This window comes from Lysinibacillus sp. NPDC086135 (assembly GCF_044746345.1).
Classification (GTDB): Bacteria; Bacillota; Bacilli; order Bacillales_A; family Planococcaceae; genus Lysinibacillus.
Window position 1 is genome coordinate 156,539 of record NZ_JBIVCA010000005.1, and the last position, 20,279, is coordinate 176,817.

Genomic DNA, 20,279 nt, shown 5'->3' on the forward strand with positions numbered 1-20,279 from the left:
AGAAATCTGACTTGCGTTTTTTCTACAACTACCCTTCAACAGTAGCCAAATAAAAAAAGCCCAAGGAACACTGCTGTAAACAGTATCTCCCAGGCTTTTATCCTTCCGTGTCACAAAATCAATTTGTGGTTTTCTCTCGGACCAGACTAGCTTTGCTACGGAACCCTAGAAAACTAACATATTTGATTGTGCTACTAGTATAGCAAACTATTCAATCATTTTCTACTCGTACATAACCAACTTTTTCAACTAGTGCTTGCCCCTCGTCTGAGACAATCCAGTCGATAAACTTCTTTACATTAGGATTATCTGTTCCTGCTGTTACAGCATAAAATTCAGATACGAGTGGGTATGTGCCTTTACGAATATTTTCCTTTGTGGGCGCAATCACATCAATGGACAATAATTTAATTTCGTGGTTATTTACCATTTCTGTTGAGTAAAATCTAAACGTGTAGCCAATGGCATTTTTATAATTACGATATTGTGATACCTCATGAATAATACCACCCATACCTGTTGCAACATTTTCAGCAGGTGCTTCCATGATTGGTGTATCTCCCATCATTCTTTCAAGCGCTGTTTGGCTTCCGCTATCTGCTGGGCGCTGAAATGCACGAATCGCAGCATTTTCACCACCGACTTCATGCCAATTCGTAATTTTCCCAGCGTATATTTGTTTTAACTGCTCCAATGATAAATTTTCTACGCTGTTCTTATGATTGACGAAAAAGACAAATGCCTCTCGTCCAATGGGGGTCATGTCAAATGTAAGACCTTCCATCTCAGCTTGCCTCCTTTGTGATTCAGATGGCGCCGCTACAAAAATCAGGTCAACATCTCCTGAAATCAAATTTTGATAAGCTTCAGCTGTACGACTCACCATTACTCTACTATTATCATATGGATAGTAACCCTTTGGATAGGTCGCTTCTACAAAGGCAGCATACAGTGGATACATCGCCGTTGCCCCATCTAAGCGAGGTAGTGAGTCAACTAATTGCAATGAAGCCTTTGTATCTGACTTTACTACATTATTTTGCTCTATAAATGGTTGATAGGCAGACACATCAATTTCTGCATCAACGGTTGGAATACTCATTTTGTAGTAATGTTGAATAGGCTTAATCGAGGCAATCAACAACGCAATGCCCATTAGTCCAGCTAACCATATCTTCCGTTTTGTCGTTGTCAACCAATCAAAAATTAAACAAATAAATAGGACAAATAAACATATCGGAACGGTTAAGAGTAGTCCACTAAAATGTAGCCCACCACTTATAATTAAATACAACGCAACTACTCCTGTGAAAAATAATAATCCTATTAGTACAAAAAGAGACTGTAGCACTTTCATAATCAACGGCTCCACCTCCAAAAGAGTGATTTTATACCATATTTATATAATAGGTTATTTTCGAAAAGTAACACAACTATATATTCTGAAAATTATGTTAAAATAAAATGAAGTATTGTAGGGAGGTATTACATATGGCAATTGAAAAAGTACGTGAACATTTAGCACAATGGAATGTGCAACACAAAATACAGGAGCTAAACGAAAGTTCGGCGACCGTTGAACTAGCAGCACAGGCACTCGGCTGCGAGCCTGAACGCATTGCGAAATCCTTATCGTTTCTCGTGAACGATGGCGCGATACTAATTGTTGCTGCAGGCGATGCCAAAGTCGACAATGCAAAATTTAAAGCGGCCTTTGGTACAAAAGCAAAGATGCTTGGGAAAGATGAAGTTCTTGAAAAGATCGGACACGATGTAGGGGGTGTTTGTCCTTTCGGCGTGAATGAGGGCGTTGCTATTTATTTAGATGAATCACTTAAACGCTTCACAACGGTATTCCCTGCATGTGGTAGTAGCAGCTCCGCCATTGAGCTTACTATTTCTGAATTAGAAATCTATACACCATATCAAGAATGGATTAACGTCTGTAAAGGCTGGAACGAGTAACATAAAAAACGGCAAAACTTTATTAAAAGTCTCGTCGTTTTTTATTTAAATTTCTTTCTTATATCCAACAGCTAACCAGTGAGAATCCCATTCTGTAATTTGATTACCTACTCTACAAGATAAGCCACATGCACGATTATCAGCGATAAATGAGCCGATTAACCATTTCTTTGTTTGTAATCCATCCTTTAGGTTTATCGTTATAGAAGGCATTTCCACATACTGCTGATAAATAAACAAATTATCATCATAATGGGTATACGCAGAAGCATTTGTTTTCGTACCATCCCCTGCATAGATTTCTACAGTATTCCCTTCCCGAGAATAGACAGGTTTCTTTACAAACGGCAAGTTTTCCTGTACGAATAGTTCTGCCGAAAGGTACGTTGGCAACATATATTTCTGAATAGCAGCTCGTTCTTCTGCATTAAAAAGAAGCGGATCATTTTTACGTTCCCAAATTAACCATAATAAAATTTTCGATTGCAGTACATATGCAGCAGGTGCATTGATAATAGCAAGCTGTCCATCTTTTACGAGTTCCAGTAAATGTAGGCCAATACGATCACCATCGGAAGACATATCATCTATTAAAAACTCTACTGGGTGTGCAGGACGATATAAAATATCAATTTTCTCCATGGCAGGTGTATAAAGGCCTCGAGCTATATTAGCAGTGTTACTAGAAAAAATGATTAGCTCTTGAATAGGAACATACTCCACATCAAAAGGTATACATTTCTTTAAAAACTGTACCTGACAATATTCCTCATAATCTTCCGCGGCCGTTTTCCCTGTAATGACGATTTTAGGTTTTTTCACATCATTTAAATAATGCATAGCCGTAAAGAGTGCACCAGACAAGGATTTATGTAATGCTGAAACATCATTCGGACTATCAAATCCTAAATGCTGACAAAGCGCTTCATTGATCTCAAAGGTTTCTTGGACAAGAAATGGCGTTTCACCATTTAATTCAAGACATTTTATTTGTCCGTCCTCTGTACAAATAAAATCGAAGCGAGCCAGTATCGATTGTTGCTGTAAATAATCTAATGGAATATATGGTAGCATTTCAGAACGAATGCCTAGTGCTAAAAGTTGCTCATCCGATAAATGCTTAAATTGTTTCCCAACCTTTAAAAATATTTTCCAAAGTATAGTAGAGGCATAGTTAATTTCATCGATTTTCTCTTTGGGTAAATCTAGTACATCGTACAAGGCATACTCAAGATCCTCAAAGTCAGGAAAGAAATTAGGAAATTGAGAATAAAATGCTTGGCGTTGTTGAAAATATTTGTCCATATTGATTTCTCCTTTTAAGAAGATGAAGAGCCACCTCGAGAGGCACCACCTGAGCCAAAGCCTGATTTCCCTGTGCTAGATGATGAGTGATTTGAATAAGAATTAGAACTATTCGTTGATGAACTTGAACTATTTGAGTATGAACGCTTGCCACTCGAATAAGACTTGGAACCGCTTGTATTTGAATTTGAGCTATTTGTTGTTGAGTTATTTGAGCTACTAGATGTTGTACCAGACGGATTTTGAGAGCCATTCGTCGTAATTCCATTAGAATTCGCATTTTTACTGTCGCTCGTATTGCTATAATTCGTTCGTGGTACTGCTGAACCACCACCTTTGTCCTCTCTGTCTGTACCATTTCTTAAATTGCGACTTTTATAAATAGCACTCCCTATCATCGCACCGGTAGTTGCATACATAAGTCCATTGAAGAAATGATGTGCATAATGCGGCGAATTTTCATCTAAACATTCGAACGAACCATCATCATTTTCTTTCCATTTCTTACATGAATTTGCCATGTCACTGTCATAGACACTTTGTAAACCATTCCCTGCTGTTGAAGTATTATTTTCTTCCGTTGTATTATCTATAGTGGCAGTAGTCTCTTTAACAGTCTGAGTTTCTGTATTCCCGCACGCGGCTAATTGCATAGCCATAAATGACGCTGTTGTGACTGTTATGTATTTTTTCATTTGTTTTGCCATATCCTATTTCTCCTTTATGTCGATACTTATTTTACGGATGTCTACTTCTTTAGGTTTCATTTTTTACAAATTCATACATTATCATAGCACTAAAAACTCCCTGGCGGATTGGAATCATTTACCGCAAGGGAGTTTCGTACAAATCGTTTACTTATTCGGCACTGTTTTTCTTCCATATGTCATAAAGCGCCATACCTTCTCAAATGGCCCCATTTTAAAGAATTTGAACCAAATGACACTAAAGAGAATTTGAATGATAAAAATTAAGATTGCGATGATTACTACATCAGAAGGCGAAACAACTTCAAGCCCCATTAATGACATAATAGCTAGACCAATAAAACTTTGAGCTAAATAGTTTGTAAATGCCATCTGACCAACTCGCCCAATTGGCTTAAGTAACTTCGCGATGCTTTTATTCTCCAACATAATAAATAGACAAGTTAAATAAAAATACGTTGTCGGAATTACCCCTAAACCAATAATCAATTGTAGATGTGGATCTTCCCCTTGAGCAGCAAACCAAATCCAAAGAGAGATACCAACAAAGAGTGGGAATGTCACAAATTGTAGCCACTTTATTTGTTTTGAGTATTCACTAATATGACTAATCCAATCAGCTTTTGCTGCTAAAAAACCAGTTAAAAACATGATAAAAATAGTAACGGCATCATTTCCTAATATCCCAAAAACAGTCGATAATGCTCCTTGATTTGGCATAAATAGTTGTCCAAGAATGCTAAGGACATGAACGGTAATGATAGCAAATAGCCATTTACCAATTGTTGAAACCTTTGCATTATAGAAAGGAATTAATAAAAAACCTATTACTGCATAGATAGCGAGGATTGAACCCCAAAAAATAAACACATGGACAATACCAATTAATAATAAAGCTAGTAAACGTCTTGCAAAACGCCATCTTGGCTTATCGCCACGCGCTTCTGCACGTGAAGCAAAAATGTAAAAACCTACACCAAAGAGAAATGAAAAAATGGAAAAGAATTTCTTCTCAATAAAAATATCAATGAGCGTATCAATAATGCCGTTAATTCCACTATAGTCAGGCATCGGTCCTCCCTCTACTATCATCTGGTAGGCCGCTACATTTATAAACAGAATGCCAAATAACGCTAGCCCTCGAATAATATCTAAGGAAACGATTCTTTCTTTTTGAGTAATGGATGAATTCATTCTTAAAACTCCTTATCTTTCATACTTTACGAACTATGGCTATCATAACCTTTCATCCTTACAGTAGTTTTTTGAAAAGCTTACAGGAACCTTACATTTATAGATTTGTCTCATCAGTTAATGCTTTTTTCACTTACATTAGTTTTTAATCCCCTCCTACAAGCAAAAATTTCATATTTTATAGTAATCATTATTTTTTTAATAAAGGAGAATAGATGATGTACAGATACCGCAGATTTGGTTTTTGCTACCCGGGTTATAAATACTGTGGACCAGGGTGTTTAGGACCAGGTAGACCTATCAATGCCGTAGATTCATGCTGCAAATTACATGACGAATGTTATGCTCGATATGGTAGATCAAGATATTGCGATGAAATGTTCCAAAATTGCTTACGACCACAAATGAACGCCAATACTAAAATGGCAAGAGATGCTAAATTGTTTTACAATATCTTTGGAATGCGTAATAGATTCTTTTAATTCATAAAAAATGCTCACGATGTTATTTTTCCACCGTGAGCATTTTTTATGAATTAAGATTTTGTATAAACTGCATATCTTTATATATAAATATCGTTTGAGGGAATTATTGGGGTTATTGTTTAATATTTAAATATTGTATAATGGGTACATAAAATTTGAAGGGACTGAATTATGCACAGATAGCAATATTTTTCATCCAAACTTAATTAATAACTTGGAGGTAAAAGTATTGATAGAACAAATTTACACAAAAAGATTATATTTAAGAAAAATGAAAATGGCTGATACTCATCGTTTATTTGAAATTTGGTCAGACCCGGAAGTTACAAAGTTTATGAATATCACTAATTTTACGCATGAAGAACAAGTGAATGACATGATTAAGCTTTTTGATGAATTAGCTGAGGAGCGCAAAGCTATTCGCTTTACTATTATCGAGAAGGAATCAAATGAGATAATCGGCTCTTGTGGATTCAATGCATTTGACGAAGTTAACGCCTCAGCAGAAATCGGATATGATCTTGCTAAAGCTTATTGGGGAAAAGGCTATGCGCCAGAAAGTATTTCGGCTTTAATTGATTATGCTTTCACCACTTTAAACATAAATAGAATTGAAGCAAAAATTGAGCCTGGTAATGTAAATTCTATAAAGGTAGTAGAGAAATTGAATTTTACTTTTGAAGGAACATTTCAGGAAAAAGAAGAATCAAAAGAATCTTTTTATGACATTAATGTTTATTCTTTATTAAAATAAATTTCTATTACTGAATCGGAATGCAAATTTCAAAATAAAAATCAAGGTTACATGGATTTTTGTCCGAGTTCAATTCCTACTCAGCTTTCCCAGAGGTTTGTTTTGTACTTCTTAGCCAACACAGAGTATAGAGACCGTCAGAAAAGACAGACTCTACACTCTGTTTAAAATATATTTAATAAATCTATTGGCTTTTCGATGATATAGTCATATTCCTCTGGCTTACCAAAACCATATGAAGCAAAAACAAAAGGAATCCCTGCAAACTTTGCAGAAAGCATATCTCCCTGCGTATCTCCCACATATACAGCTTTTTTTATGTGGTTTCTTTTCATAATTAATTGAATATTTTCTCCTTTTGACAAGCCTGTACGCCCCGGATTTTCAAAGTCAAGAAAATATTTCTCTAGTTTATGAAATGCATAAAATGTTTCTATGTAGCCTTCTTGACAATTGCTTACAATGAATAAGGGGAATTTTTTTGAAAGAGCTAGTAAAGTTTCTTCTAACTGCGGATATAAAATACCGCCATTGCGTAATAAATCATCTTGCTCTTGTTGGCAGCATGCTAATATAAGCTCCATCTGCTTTTCTTCATCAAGATAATCAAATAATATAGCAGCTATTTCTTGAATTTGTAAACCCATCGTTTTAGATAAATTTTCTTCGGTTATTTTTCCTTTACCGTAAGGAGACCTCTGAACTACCTGCGTCCATGATTGCGCTACTGTATTACTTGAATCCCAAAGTGTCCCGTCTAAATCGAAAATAATGCTATCTATGTCCATATGCATCCTCCTTCATTAACATTATACAAAATATGGATGTTCAAAAAGCGAAAGTTTCTCTTAAGGTGTTTATAGTGAACATCCTCACTACAAATGGATTTGGCAAACTAATCGTTTACCAAATCCATTTTATCATTATTGAATCGGAATCCAAATTTCAGAGTATGAATCAGGGCTATATGCATCTTCATCAGGGTAAACTTCAAGTTCAGCCGTTCCTGCTGGTTTATATGGATTGGATGGGAACCACTCTGAATATATTTGTTTCCATGTATTTTGCATAGCATCTGGCATAGGGCCATGCACCTCAAAGACTACCCACTTCGATGCAGGTACTTCCATCGCTAATAGATTTTCTCCCACTTCCCCTACATGATCCGTAGCAATCCAGTAATCAATGAAACCATTTTGCCCTTGGTCTGAATTTGGTAAACAAACACCTAGCACCCCTCTGATGCTTCCGTTATTTAATTGGATAAGTTGATGATCGAAGTTTTTCGAATTCATCTCATTCCAAAATTGAGGAATGCCCTGTAAGTTCTCACCATTTTGACTATTATATGTTCTTTTTACCCCTACCACTTGAAACTTTTCTTTTTCTACGATTTTATACTTCATTGGTTCTGCTCCCTTCAGTCTTACCTGAATGACCAGGCGATTGTATGATTGTAGCTGTCCTTGCTTCTTTCTTGCTTCACTAGGCGTTAGGTTATGTTGCTTACGAAATGCCTTGGCGAAAGCTTCAGGAGAGTCATAGCCATATTTGTAGGCGAGATCGATTACTTTTTGTTCTGTATTTATTAACTCCTGTGCAGCTAATGTTAGCCTTCTACGTCTTATATAATCTGCAATAGACATATCCGTTAAAATCGAGAAAGTCCGTTGAAAATGAAAGACCGAAGAATTTACCTCTCGTGCAATTTGCTCCATTGTGATGTCATCTAATAAATGCTCTTCGATATAATTTATTGCTTTTTGAATCGACTCAATCCAACTCAATTGCTCTCACTCCTTGGTTATAGCTTAAAACATCAAAATTAGTTATTCCTGTCTTTTTATGCTAACTTTGGACAGGTAAAAATGAAAGCTTTATTTTTTATTTGCTTATCACCATAACGTCAGGTTGATTGCCGTTTCGACTGGGCGCTTTGTTGTTGCTGTCGCTTCGCTTTCGCACAGAGCAAAGCTTCCTAGGAGCGTCCAATGAGCCGCTAAAGAATCGCCAACGACGGAAGAACCCATTGAAGTAACAGAAAGAATAGTCAAGTCCTTAATATTGTGTAAAATTCTATAAAAAGTTTTTTAATCCTGACTTTATTTTTGTCAAATCGTCCAGCTTATGTGTTTGATTTCGCCACTAAATGTGTCAGTTGCGCCGCTAACCAAGGGAGGAACGCCGCTAAATCCTGTTATTCCGCCGCTAAAAATCGCCAGAGCGACGGATGGAATCATCGAAACGACGGGAATCGACCTATATGTAAATAATTAACTAATAGGGTACCCACTTTTGGATATTATAGGTTAAGATTATATAAATAAAAAGTTAGATTGGAGGTTTTTATATTGGTTAAATGGCAAGGTGCTGCAGGAATTTGCTTAAATGAAGACAATGAATTATTAATGGTTTTGCAAGGAACTAAAGAAGAAGCAAAAACATGGGCAGTACCATCAGGCGGAATAGAAGCTACTGAAAATTTTGAGGCATGTTGTATCCGCGAAGTGTATGAAGAAACCGGATTTATAGTAGACATCGTCAGAGAAGTGTTACATAAAAATAATGATGTAGTAGAAGTTCGCTATTTCGAAACAATCGTTAAGGGTGGACAAATGACGCTACATGATCCCGACGAATTGATTTATGAAATTGCGTGGAAATCAAAAGATGAATTACTAGATTTAACATTAACCTTCCCTGAAGATAGACAATTTCTATTATCATTGTTTCAATAATAGAATCATCATGACTTAGGATAGATGGCGGTAGGAAGACCCTATCGGAAGCTTATTACCTGGCATTATCTCTCGCATATCCACAACCGCGGGTATTTCCCTTTCACCCACGGATAACTCTTTTATTATGATTATTTCATTTTTACTTTTTCAACGGCCGCTTCATATATCAATTCATCATCAATTTTAATATATTGATTTTTCGCTGCCTTACAATAGCCTTCTTGTTCTAAAAAATGCTTGAGTTTAGATTTCTTCGCAAATATTTTTTCAATGACATTTTTCTCCACTCCAGATTCATCACCTGTTCTTGTAGCAATTGATACCCAATATATTTTTGACAAGTTATTTCCCCCTCTGGATCAATCATTTATAAATAATTAAAGCTGAATGTATAACTGTATGTTCCCCTATATATAACGTATTGTATTTAATATCAACTATTAAATACTCGCTTAAATCAAATAGAGCGTTATTAATATCATGTTCAAATTGTACAATATCATTATTTTGGATCGTAACTACTTGAGTCGCTTGCGTCATACATTTTCACCCTTTTCTTCTAATCATAGATTAAAAGGAAGTATTTGTCACAATAAAAATATTTCCGCAGTAAAGCACCTTAGCTCTCGTTAAATTAAAGTAGTTCATATCGTCCATAAAAATAAGCTCAACACCATAACATGTGGTTGAATTCCGTTCCGCCTTTCTGGAACATCGGGTCAACAGATGTTTTTTGCCCAAAAGCAAAACGTCAGCAACATGTTTTGATTGTGCGAAAAAGAAGCGTTAACAACATCACCGAGATTGGTCACAAAGGTGTTATCACGGACGTGATCCTTTTAGCCTTCGATCCTCTATCGCTATTCTCGTCATGGATTTTAACAATTGTCATCCAAATTTTTCACTTTCACCAAGAATAGGTAACAAACCATTTACATGGTAAAATATTATCAAGAGGCATAAAACATATTCCACTTAAATACAAAATTAAAGTTTAATACACTACTACAATATCAAATTATCTAGTATTTAATTACAAATCTTAATTAGAAAGAAGGATTCTTTTGAAAATTACTGCTATCCTCGAAAATTCGAAATTAGATAAAAAATTAACAGCTAAGCATGGTTTATCATTGTATATAGAAACTGAACAAATGAGAATAATTTTTGATTTAGGCCCGGATCGCTCCCATATAAAAAATGCACAAGCTTTAGGTATCGATTTAAATAAAGCCCATTCAATAATTATTTCGCATGGGCACTCTGATCATATTGGGGGATTAAGTTATTTGGATGAAGTAAATAAACATGCTCCAATTTATTTGTCTTCGAATGCATTAGAATCACATTGGTTAAAAATTGGACCTTATTATCATAATGTAGGAGCAAAGGATACAATAGAAAATTCCGAAAATCGTCTGAAGTTTATTTACGATGATATAGAACTTACAAAAGGAATTCATATTATTCATTTAAAGCCCACGAAAGCATATACGAAAAATCTTTTTAAAGGGAATAAGAAGGAATTAGACGATTTTAATCACGAAATTGTGTTAGTAATCGAAAACGAAAATGGGTTAGTATTATTTAGCGGTTGTAGTCACCATGGAATTGTAAACATCACTGAAACTATAACTAAAAAATTTCCAAATAAGAATATCAACGCAATTATTGGGGGATTTCATTTAATTGATCTCCCTATAGTTAATACTTTAGGAAAGACAAAAGAAGAAGTAATTGCAATTGGTAATACATTAAATGAAATGAAGATTGACTGTATTTATTCTTGCCATTGTACTGGAGCAAAAGGATTTAACATTCTCAAAACCGTTTTAAAAGAAAAATTACAATCTTTCAAAACAGGACAAATTATTGAGCTATAAATACATTGGTTAGGAAAGTTTCGAGCGATGATCAAAAGCTTCTTTTTTATAATATTTCTAATAAACATACCTAAGAAGTTCTTTCGGATGTGTTAACCATAAATTCCTATTTTACAGATTTTAATAATCAAGTGTTTTTTCTTATAACGATGCAGGTATGAGGAATTTTTAGGTGAAGGATAATTTACTAGTTGAAGATGGGAATTTAATTTTACAATGGTGTGCTTTAGTATAAAGTTTGATCAAAAACACCTCAAAAATCTATATAATACAATAACCTAAAATGAATCCATTTTGAAAAATGATTGATCAAAATGGATTCTACATTTGGGTATAGCCAGAAATTTAATTCTAATCCATAATTAAATTTCTGCTTTTATGAATAGTATAAAAAACTCTATTCTCGTAACCCTAACTAATAAAAACTAACATTATATTTAAAGTGTTGGTTTTTATTAGTTATGATTATGTCCCTTGTAGATGTAAATTACCCCATAAAAAATGATAGTATAATACTTCCGTTGTGTTAACCCATCTCTTGTTCAACAATATTCTGTAAATTTTTCAAGTACTCCAATAATGAATTGTAAGAAACAGTGTTTAATGCCTGATAGTATTCACTTAAATTATAATTATTGAGATATATCCAATGTACTCTATCCACAAATCTTTCTGTATAATTAAACGACATCAAAAAACTGTAAACAATACGTTTCTTAATCTGCTCAAACTTTTTATATGAGATAGTTAATCCATTTTGAGATAGCTTTTTAAAATCAAGTATACATAGTAATTTGCTACCTATTATGTCTATTTGATAATCGGAAATAATTCCTACCTCAAGAAAATTAGTTCCAATAATGTTAATAATCATCTCAGTTTTAATTAATTGCTCAATTGTATCGTTATCTATAAGAGAAAATAATGTATTATCCTCCCAAATAAATCTGATATCATCCTCAATAAAAGAAATATCTTTAGGAACGAATAAACCCTTATCTTTTCTTTTATTTAATTTCTCTGCCCACTTAAAAACACTAAAAGATCTTGCTGGTCCATGCGTAATAAAATCGATATTCTCTATAATGAAATACTCTTCTTTAAATGATAATAATTCATAAAGTTCTATATCCCGTATATCATCTTCGTTACCTATAACAGTAAAATAACGGTATATTGGACCTAATAGTTTCCTTAATCCTCGTTCATACTTACTTCGTACTGTGTTAGTGGTATGAAACTCATTCAACACGATTTTCTTTTGTTTACTAAAACTCTCATTAGTTATTTTTTTGTTAAAAAGGTCATCTAAAAATTCATCAATTATAGCAGTATTAAAATCACTCATTATAATATTAAAAGTTGTTGTATTTAGGTGCGTGTAACCGTTAACCTTTGCACCCTTAATCATATATTTTTCAAATAGATTGTTCATATCATCTAATAAAAGGTGTTCAATAAGATGTGCAGCACCTGAAGGGATTCTTTCTCCACTTTGATTGATAAAAGACAAACCACCAATGGGTAAGCTAATACTAACGAATTGAGAATTAAGGTCGCAATTTTCAAAAATCTTCACTTTATTATTACCATTAATGGTTATTTTTAAGTTTAATAATTTATCAAGCTTTCTCATGTAATCCTCCATATAGACAAAGTTGAACATTATTTTCAACCTTAAAAGAAGATCTAGTAGAAAAGTCATCATTTGATTTTTGAATAATATTGCCGTCATTGTTGGTTAGATAATTTATATAGGCTCTTGTTAAAGCCAAAGGCCTATCTTTTATTATTAGACTATTTAATTTAAAATAGTTTTTTGCTGCATCTATTGTATTCTTATCCCATAGCCCATTATTAATTTTTTCTAATTCAGTGTTCACTTTTTCAATTACTTGATTCAACAATCCATTTTTGACCTTACTAAATATGACAATTTCACCTGTGTTAGCATTCCCTACTGAACTTACATCATAGACTAGTTGCTGTTGTTCTCTTAACTGTTTAAATAATATACTTGTACTATTACCACCTATATAAAGATTTAATAAAGAAAAATCTTTATCTGTTATATTTAATGAGTTGACACTTAATAAGTTAACAAAAATACTGTAGCTATGATTGATGTTATACGAGGTTTTTTTATTTTTAGCAGGAAGTATATTTTTGTTTCTTTTTTCGATCAAGTTTTGATTTTGCGATACAAATCGACTTAATAAACGTTCATTATCTCTTGATATCCTACTACCTATATAAAAAATTAATTTCTTCAAGCTTCCTTCTTTTTTTGTTGAGCCAATCCAATTAAAAAATGAATCTATTTTTATTTGATTATAAAATGATATTTCCCCATACAAACTAATAAAATCTATTCCTGCTTCAGCATAGCATTTTTTTATTGCTTGACTTTTTATATCTTGATTCGCTCTTTGAGTTCTTTCTAAGGCACGTCTCTTTGCAATCTCAAAAAGTTTATTGTTTAAATCATTTTCTAAATCGTTCAAATACGATATTGAATTAACTATTTCTTCAAAAAGCTTTCTAGTTGAATTTAAAAATTGAAAATGTACATTGTAAATTAATACATGATCTTTTTTAATTATATGTGTATAAAATTCAATATTGGAAGCTCTCATTCTTTCTTCAAATGTTATTTTTGTATACATATCGAAAATATTTAAGCAAGTTGCGTTATGCACAGTTAAAGGAATAATCCGGCAATTAGTAATAGAGTTTATATTAGACGATTGAATGTACTTAGTATAAAAATTATCATGTCTTCTTACAAATACCCCTTCCATACAAAATCTCCACCTTTATGCGTCTTTTTATGAATGCTGATTAAACTGGTGCATTAATGCTTTATTGTTTAACAAATCCCCACCTAAAAGTTCAGATATTTCATCTGCGTTATACTTATATCCATAAGCAAACAATTGCTTAATATAACTTCCTGTCTCTTCTTTTTCAAACCAATTTTCATCATATTTTCTAATTATTAATTCCTCTAACTGAGCATGTAATAACCATCCTCTTAATTGCCAAGCTGCACTAATTTCGTCATCTAATGTTAATAGATTATAAAGACTCATATCATCTTCTAATAATGCTCTTGTATAGTAACCATTATCTGCAAATTTAAGTGTACGATGAAATTCTACTTCAGTTTTTAATTTAGCCCAATACTTTCTAATGAGATATACCCTATACTTATATGCCTCTTTAGCGATATCAGAATTATATCCTCTTGACTTAAGCCAATGTTTATTAAAAAGCAAGCTTTCATTTAATGCACTAAACGCTTCAGCTACTGCATGATCCCCCATTCTTCTAAAAGCATATACAAGTCCTTCATCTACATTGTTAAAATGAAATCCATGGCCAAATTCATGGTATAAGTGCCGTTGAGTTTGAAACCCTTGTTTATTATCAGAGACCAATGTTACTTCACCTGGTATTTTTAAAGGTACACAAAAAGAGTTTCCTGTTTTATTTCTAGAATTCACCCAAGCAACTTGAATTCCTTTAGTAGACCATTTCATTCTATCAATTAAGAAATTCATATCAGAAACTGTACGCTCTACAGTGAAACTATCTAATTTATCAATACTATTTAGATTGAAATGTCCCTTTGAACAGTTTTTTAAGACCTCTTCTGTAAAAAAGCTGTCTGAATATTCTAGAAACCTATCGTACTCACTAATTAAGTTATCTATTTTATACCTTCGTAAATTGTCTGCAACTTCAATAAAATCATTAAATCCTAAATTTATTGAAAGAGTATTTAAAATGGTATAAAATTCAGTTGCTTTTGGGTTATAATACTCATCTAAGTATTTATGAATTTCCCTGTTTAATTCATTGTTAAATGAGATTTGATTTGTTTTTTGTGCCTCTCTAAGCGATATTAGTTTTCCTTTATTATTTATAGCAGGTTGAATCTCTAATAAAGTCAAGTCATCGAGAAAATCTTTTGTATGGTAACTATACCATTGACCAATAAGATAACCTCTAATATAAAAATTTTCTCTTGACGAATCATCATATTTCCAACTTATATTTTTCAGTTTATTTATAAAATCCTCGTCAAAGAAATAATGATATTTATTTAAGACATTTTTATATTCATCCCTGCCACCTTGCCCAGTAAAGGACTTAAACATTGCAATGGTAATTTCTTAGCAAATTCTGGTAATTCAGTAGAAAACATTGTTAATTTACTCATATCATATCTCACTCCTGATTTGCATTTTTTAACCAAGAAGGTAATACAATTAGTAAAGTGGCTATTAAAGGTAACATACCACCTATCATATATGTTTGCCGAATCCCTATGAATTCGGCTAATACTCCACTAGCACCAAATGCTAGAGGATTAACCATAGATACTAGAGTTCCTAGGATACTAAATACATGGGGAAGTTGTTTACTTGGAACTGTCCTTTGGACAAAACTAAATAAAGGAATATTAGCAATCGACATCGCAACTCCATGTATGATAATAAAGAACATCGATAAATAGATACTAGAACTTAATCCGAAAAACACTTGTGCTATCCCCTGAGTAAAAAATCCTAAAGCTAATATTTTCCACAATGAATTGATTTTTTTGCTCCCTATGTATAAAGCCCCCAATGCTATCCCTACAAACCAAGAACCTTGAATTAAACCATATCCACCAGAACCAGCACCAAGTATATTTTCCACATATGCTGGGCCTAATACAGTAATAGGGGCACCGCCAACATTCATAAGTATTCCAATACTGAAAATAGTAATTAACGCTGGAGTTTTCTTCAAATAGCGAAAACCCTCTTTAAAATCATCTTTTATATTTGATTTATCTTTACCTTCAAATGGATTTTTAATATTTTTTAACCGACTGATAAGAAAAGCACTAAAAAGCAAAGAGAAAGCATTTACAAGTATATTAAAAAATGCTCCAACACCCGCTATTAATAAACCACCTATTCCATAGCCAGCAGTATTTACAATTCTATTAGACATCTGAGTGGTGGCATTAGCTGTTTCTAATTCATTTTCATTTACAATTTGAGGAATTATGGCATTAGTTGCTGGTCTATTAAAAACAACTAGGATACCTTCTAAGAATATGCATAAAAATATTATATTAACTGTCAATAAATCAAACAAATAAAGTGTCATAACGGTTAAAACCAAGCCGGCACGTATTGAATCCGAGATTACTAGTAATCTCTTAAGATTATAACGACTTATAATAACACCTATCCATAATCCAAGTAATAATTGAGGTATGTCATACATTATCGCAAATATACCACTCTGTGCCGTAGAATTGGTAATATCCCAGATAATCCAAGAAAGAGCTATAAAATACAGACTTCCTCCTAACCCTGTACCCATTTGTGCAATCCATACGTTTCTAAAGTTATAATTTGATAAAACTTTTTGATAATTTTCAAATATTTCCTGCACCTCCAAACAATCGAGTAGATTAACCCCGACCTTTCATACCACTGTACGTACCATTCGGTATACGACGGTTCCATTTATGTCTGACGTAGTTGTGAATGTTTTACATATAGACTTTTTAATCCCCGCGACTCCAATAAGAGTTTGTAAGGGTTCTTAGTAGAATTGGACTTTTGGCTGTTCTCCAGTATTTCTTACAAAATTTCTCCATTCATATGCCTGTTGCTTTGGTACACTTAACCCTATGAGATCTCTTGCTTCAGTTTCTAGTTTTTCCTATATATTCATTGGCACATTTATAGATTTCTTATCCATTTATCTACCCTAAAAGAACCGAAAGAGCACAGTAGCTCTTTGGTTCTAATTTATAATAAAATGAGAGGGAAGATCACCTTTAAAAGTTAGCTATTTAATTAACCTTTTAATTCACTCTTGTCAGCACAGAATGGATCTGATTGTGGAGCCCATAAAACGTAAGCAAAAGCATTGTACTTAGTATTAATTAGTTGGTGGCACTCTTCTGTTTCTTCAGGAATCTCTAATTCAAAAAATTTAATATCTTCCATGCATAACTCCTCCTTTTTTTATAATCCTCCCCCTCAGATTATAACCGTGTAGTTGCCTCGAATTGACGTACTAAATTGTTAAACATATTCTCTTTGTATTGATCTGGACAATCTACTTGACCAATCCCCTCACCTTTAATCAGAGTGCCTAAATGGCACTTCCCACCGCAAACATACCTTAAATCACATGTTTTACACTCGGGGAGTAAATCTACCATAGATTGATTATGTTCATGGTCTATAATATCAAATAAGCTTTTAACACCGTCTTTTATAAAATTTCCTCTTATAAATCTTGGTGTAAGACAGGGAGAAACATCACCATTTGGATAAATGTCTATAGTATTACCGTAACCACAATTTCTTCTTGGATAACTCGGTGTAGGCATCCAAGCATCATTATCAACAAAATGTTCTGCTGTATAACTTAATGTTGATGCAAAATCAGAAGGGTTTATTTCTTCTGTTAAGTTTACTCCTCTTCCCTCACTAACAAAGCTTGATAAATCTAGGTCTAACTTCATACCACCTAGTTCATTATTAATGTAATTGTAGAGATTATCTTGAATATCTTGTGCATTAGATTTCATCACTGTAATGTTTAACCCTACTCTGATATCTGAATTTTCTAATAACTTTAATGACTTTGTTACCCTATTAAATACCCCTTTACCTCTAATCTTATCATTAACTTTTTCTGACGCACCATCTAAGCTGATTTGAAGATTATCTAAACATGTATTAAGTTCTTGAACTTTATGTTCAGTAATTGCTATACCATTAGAGATCATTCCTGTTTTTGCTCCCTTGCTCTTAGCATAGCGGAGTATTTCTAAGTGACCTTTGTACAAAAGAGGCTCCCCACCTGTAATGCTAAGGAAAAATTCACCATACCTTTCTGAGGCCTCATCAATTAAAGCTAACCACTGTTTTGTATCTATTTCATCATATTCTTTAACTCCACTATCCATGTAGCAATGTATACAACGTAAATTACATCTGTTAGTCAAGTGAAATTGTATATTACGTACGCGTTTAACGTTATCGTCACTAGCAATATATGATTTATTAAAAAAGTCTTTAGTATAAAGCAAAGAAATCATTTTTTTCATTTGTTCTAAAGAGTCTATCTCTCGTTGATTATATTTATAGGAGTGTGATCTTACAGCTTCACGTATACTTATATTATTGATAAGTGAGTTGAATAAGTCCGAATCTTTATCTGAAAGGACAATCCAAGTAGGTACATTAATAGCAATAAATAAGTTCTTCCCCTTTACCTTCCTATGTTTTATTGGTTTGGGCAATTGCAAAGGTTTATCAAAGTCAAATCTTTTCTTTTTATAATACATAGCTCATCACCTACACCTCTCGATTTTTCCGATAATTCGGTATAATTCGACACTTTAAAAATATCATCGACATCGCGATAAGTCAATTATCATATTTTATAGAAGGTAATTAATATTAGGAATATTATAAACGGCGCTTGATTTTACTATTTATTTTTAAACTTTTTATTTGACCAATTAGTTACATAAGGAATCTATATATTATCTATACAAATGTTACTGACAGTAGATAAAATGAGCCTAAGGGAACATGTCCCTTCTTTGAGGACGTACTGATCGGGGTGTAGCAGCTAGAAAAAAATCGAAATCGCACCAAGGGAGGAGTCTGCCAAAAAACGGATCACTTGATTTTATCTTTCCAATTCTTCTTTCCTTAAGCACGAATTCACAAACTTTAGATAGCTATGAATAATTCAGGTCTATATTATTAATCAGAACCTTTCTGATTAATATAGGGATAGCTTTCTTTTTGACACTCAATCCCTCACCTTTTAGATCAAAAAAGTGTCGGAGTCCCAAAACCCCAACACTTCCCACCTAATACATTTTCAAATATTCTTCCCGCTCCCAATTATGGACGCGTGTGCGGTATTTATTCCATTCTATTTCTTTAGCAGCCGTGAATTTTTCAAAGATATGATCTCCGAGTGCTTCACGTACGGTATGATCCATTTCTAGTTCAAGGAGTGCATATTCCAATGACGATGGGAGGTTGTCGATATTATTCAATTCACGTTCTGCTCGTGACATTTTATAAATATTGCGATCTACAGCATCTGGTGGTGTAAGATCTTTGCGAATGCCATCGAGCCCAGATGCTAAAATAACGGCCATTGCTAAATAAGGATTCGCTGCTGGATCGACAGAACGCAGCTCGATACGTGTTGATAGTCCTCGTGAAGCTGGAATTCGAATAAGTGGTGATCGGTTTTGTGCAGACCATGCTACATAGCAAGGAGCCTCATAGCCCGGCACTAATCGTTTATAGGAATTAACAAGTGGGTTTGTTATTGCTGTAAAGCCGTGTACATGTTTTAATATCCCTGCCATAAAGCTACGCGCTGTTTGGCTTAATTGCAATTGTGCACATTCATCATAAAACGCATTTTTATCCCCTTCAAATAATGATAAGTTGAAATGCATTCCAGAACCGTTAACACCGAATAGTGGCTTTGGCATAAAGGTTGCATGCAGTCCATGCTGTGCAGCTATCGTTTTTACAACAAGTTTAAACGTTTGAATATTGTCACATGCTTCGATCGCACTTGCATATTTAAAGTCAATTTCATGTTGACCAGGTGCAACCTCATGGTGCGATGCCTCAATTTCAAAGCCCATTTCTTCTAACTCTAATACGATATCACGCCGACAGTTCTCCCCTAAGTCAGTCGGGGCTAAGTCGAAGTACCCGCCACTATCATTCAACTCAAGTGTTGGCTGCCCCTTTTCATCTACCTTAAATAAGAAAAATTCTGGCTCTGGCCCTAAATTAAATGAGCTAAAACCTAATTCCTCCATCTCCTTTAAAACTCTCTTCAAATTGGAGCGTGGATCACCTTCAAATGGTGTACTATCTGGTCTAACAATATCACAGATAAAACGAGCCACCTTACCTTTTTCAGCCGTCCAAGGAAAAATTACGAAAGTATCAAGGTCAGGGCTCAAGTACATATCTGATTCCTCAATGCGTACAAAACCTTCAATTGATGAACCATCGAACATAATTTTATTGTCCAATGCTTTTTCTAATTGACTAACTGGTACTTCAACGTTTTTTATTGTTCCTAATATATCAGTAAATTGTAGGCGAATAAATTTCACATTTTCTTCCTTGACGCGGCATTTAATATCTTCTTTCGTATAACGTTTCATT

Annotated in this window: 20 protein-coding genes and 1 riboswitch; of the genes, 5 read left to right on the plus strand and 15 right to left on the minus strand. The window is 33.7% G+C overall.

The genetic code is table 11. From position 1 onward, the window contains the following. Nucleotides 1–84: 84 nt before the first annotated feature. Nucleotides 85–180: riboswitch (guanidine-I (ykkC/yxkD leader) on the minus strand. 31 nt (nucleotides 181–211) lie between these two features. Then, entirely contained in the window at nucleotides 212–1,357 is a 1,146-nt protein-coding gene (locus tag ACIPKN_RS09435) for a PstS family phosphate ABC transporter substrate-binding protein (RefSeq protein WP_400935534.1), read from the minus strand. A 134-nt stretch (nucleotides 1,358–1,491) separates the two neighbouring features. Here ACIPKN_RS09435 and ACIPKN_RS09440 point away from each other — a divergent pair, with 134 nt between their 5' ends. Next, complete coding sequence (locus ACIPKN_RS09440) at nucleotides 1,492–1,965, plus strand: YbaK/EbsC family protein (protein ID WP_400935420.1); 474 nt, start codon at nucleotides 1,492–1,494, stop codon at nucleotides 1,963–1,965. A 45-nt stretch (nucleotides 1,966–2,010) separates the two neighbouring features. Here the strand turns inward: ACIPKN_RS09440 and ACIPKN_RS09445 are convergent, their stop codons facing one another. The 3 genes from ACIPKN_RS09445 to ACIPKN_RS09455 all read right to left on the minus strand — a co-directional run bounded on the left by ACIPKN_RS09445 (nucleotide 2,011) and on the right by ACIPKN_RS09455 (nucleotide 5,171). Continuing rightward, complete coding sequence (locus ACIPKN_RS09445; protein ID WP_400935422.1) at nucleotides 2,011–3,270, minus strand: glutathionylspermidine synthase family protein; 1,260 nt, start codon at nucleotides 3,268–3,270, stop codon at nucleotides 2,011–2,013. A 14-nt stretch (nucleotides 3,271–3,284) separates the two neighbouring features. Next, the gene (locus tag ACIPKN_RS09450; RefSeq protein ID WP_400935424.1) at nucleotides 3,285–3,977 is read right to left on the minus strand and encodes a hypothetical protein; all 693 of its coding nucleotides are present in this window, start codon (nucleotides 3,975–3,977) and stop codon (nucleotides 3,285–3,287) included. Between the two features lie 147 nt (nucleotides 3,978–4,124). Continuing rightward, nucleotides 4,125–5,171, minus strand: a complete 1,047-nt coding sequence (locus ACIPKN_RS09455; protein WP_400935426.1) for a DUF418 domain-containing protein — start codon at nucleotides 5,169–5,171, stop codon at nucleotides 4,125–4,127. Nucleotides 5,172–5,389: 218 nt separating this feature from the next. Between ACIPKN_RS09455 and ACIPKN_RS09460 the strand changes: the two genes are divergently transcribed. Both ACIPKN_RS09460 and ACIPKN_RS09465 read left to right on the plus strand, forming a co-directional pair. Further along, a complete protein-coding gene (locus ACIPKN_RS09460) occupies nucleotides 5,390–5,653 on the plus strand; it encodes a Parvovirus coat protein VP1-like protein (RefSeq protein WP_400935428.1) in 264 nt (87 codons plus the stop codon). 232 nt (nucleotides 5,654–5,885) lie between these two features. Continuing rightward, entirely contained in the window at nucleotides 5,886–6,410 is a 525-nt protein-coding gene (locus tag ACIPKN_RS09465; protein ID WP_400935430.1) for a GNAT family N-acetyltransferase, read from the plus strand. Nucleotides 6,411–6,574: 164 nt separating this feature from the next. Here the strand turns inward: ACIPKN_RS09465 and ACIPKN_RS09470 are convergent, their stop codons facing one another. Together ACIPKN_RS09470 and ACIPKN_RS09475 are read right to left on the minus strand one after the other, a co-directional pair. After that, nucleotides 6,575–7,198 (minus strand): HAD family hydrolase, encoded by a 624-nt coding sequence (locus ACIPKN_RS09470; protein ID WP_400935432.1) that lies wholly within the window; start codon nucleotides 7,196–7,198, stop codon nucleotides 6,575–6,577. Nucleotides 7,199–7,333: 135 nt separating this feature from the next. Then, nucleotides 7,334–8,197, minus strand: coding sequence for an AraC family transcriptional regulator (locus ACIPKN_RS09475; RefSeq protein WP_400935434.1), 864 nt, complete (start codon nucleotides 8,195–8,197; stop codon nucleotides 7,334–7,336). Between the two features lie 564 nt (nucleotides 8,198–8,761). Between ACIPKN_RS09475 and ACIPKN_RS09480 the strand changes: the two genes are divergently transcribed. Next, nucleotides 8,762–9,148 carry an NUDIX hydrolase gene (locus ACIPKN_RS09480; RefSeq protein WP_400935436.1) on the plus strand — a complete coding sequence of 129 codons (387 nt, stop codon included), beginning with the start codon at nucleotides 8,762–8,764 and terminating at the stop codon, nucleotides 9,146–9,148. A gap of 131 nt (nucleotides 9,149–9,279) precedes the next feature. Here ACIPKN_RS09480 and ACIPKN_RS09485 read toward each other — a convergent pair whose 3' ends face one another. Both ACIPKN_RS09485 and ACIPKN_RS09490 read right to left on the minus strand, forming a co-directional pair. Next, nucleotides 9,280–9,492, minus strand: a complete 213-nt coding sequence (locus ACIPKN_RS09485; RefSeq protein ID WP_142509780.1) for a hypothetical protein — start codon at nucleotides 9,490–9,492, stop codon at nucleotides 9,280–9,282. 22 nt (nucleotides 9,493–9,514) lie between these two features. Next, nucleotides 9,515–9,691 (minus strand): sporulation protein Cse60, encoded by a 177-nt coding sequence (locus ACIPKN_RS09490; protein WP_132363113.1) that lies wholly within the window; start codon nucleotides 9,689–9,691, stop codon nucleotides 9,515–9,517. 524 nt (nucleotides 9,692–10,215) lie between these two features. Here ACIPKN_RS09490 and ACIPKN_RS09495 point away from each other — a divergent pair. Continuing rightward, nucleotides 10,216–11,034, plus strand: a complete 819-nt coding sequence (locus ACIPKN_RS09495; RefSeq protein ID WP_400935439.1) for an MBL fold metallo-hydrolase — start codon at nucleotides 10,216–10,218, stop codon at nucleotides 11,032–11,034. A gap of 526 nt (nucleotides 11,035–11,560) precedes the next feature. On the opposite strand, the gene ACIPKN_RS09500 is transcribed toward ACIPKN_RS09495, so the two are convergent. The 7 genes from ACIPKN_RS09500 to glnA form a co-directional block, all read right to left on the minus strand. Beyond that, the gene (locus ACIPKN_RS09500; RefSeq protein ID WP_400935441.1) at nucleotides 11,561–12,670 is read right to left on the minus strand and encodes a peptidase M16 family protein; all 1,110 of its coding nucleotides are present in this window, start codon (nucleotides 12,668–12,670) and stop codon (nucleotides 11,561–11,563) included. Beyond that, on the minus strand, nucleotides 12,657–13,835 hold the full coding sequence (locus ACIPKN_RS09505) for an insulinase family protein (RefSeq protein ID WP_400935443.1): 1,179 nt from the start codon (nucleotides 13,833–13,835) through the stop codon (nucleotides 12,657–12,659). Before ACIPKN_RS09505 ends, ACIPKN_RS09500 begins: the two co-directional genes overlap by 14 nt. Nucleotides 13,836–13,862: 27 nt before the next feature. Beyond that, a complete protein-coding gene (locus ACIPKN_RS09510; protein ID WP_400935445.1) occupies nucleotides 13,863–15,197 on the minus strand; it encodes a hypothetical protein in 1,335 nt (444 codons plus the stop codon). A 70-nt stretch (nucleotides 15,198–15,267) separates the two neighbouring features. Further along, on the minus strand, nucleotides 15,268–16,491 hold the full coding sequence (locus tag ACIPKN_RS09515) for an MFS transporter (RefSeq protein WP_400935447.1): 1,224 nt from the start codon (nucleotides 16,489–16,491) through the stop codon (nucleotides 15,268–15,270). 410 nt (nucleotides 16,492–16,901) lie between these two features. After that, complete coding sequence (locus tag ACIPKN_RS09520) at nucleotides 16,902–17,054, minus strand: hypothetical protein (protein ID WP_307231185.1); 153 nt, start codon at nucleotides 17,052–17,054, stop codon at nucleotides 16,902–16,904. A 38-nt stretch (nucleotides 17,055–17,092) separates the two neighbouring features. Beyond that, a complete protein-coding gene (locus ACIPKN_RS09525; RefSeq protein WP_400935450.1) occupies nucleotides 17,093–18,406 on the minus strand; it encodes a radical SAM protein in 1,314 nt (437 codons plus the stop codon). A 537-nt stretch (nucleotides 18,407–18,943) separates the two neighbouring features. Continuing rightward, nucleotides 18,944–20,278 (minus strand): type I glutamate--ammonia ligase, encoded by a 1,335-nt coding sequence (glnA, locus tag ACIPKN_RS09530; RefSeq protein WP_400935452.1) that lies wholly within the window; start codon nucleotides 20,276–20,278, stop codon nucleotides 18,944–18,946. Nucleotide 20,279: the final 1 nt, after the last annotated feature.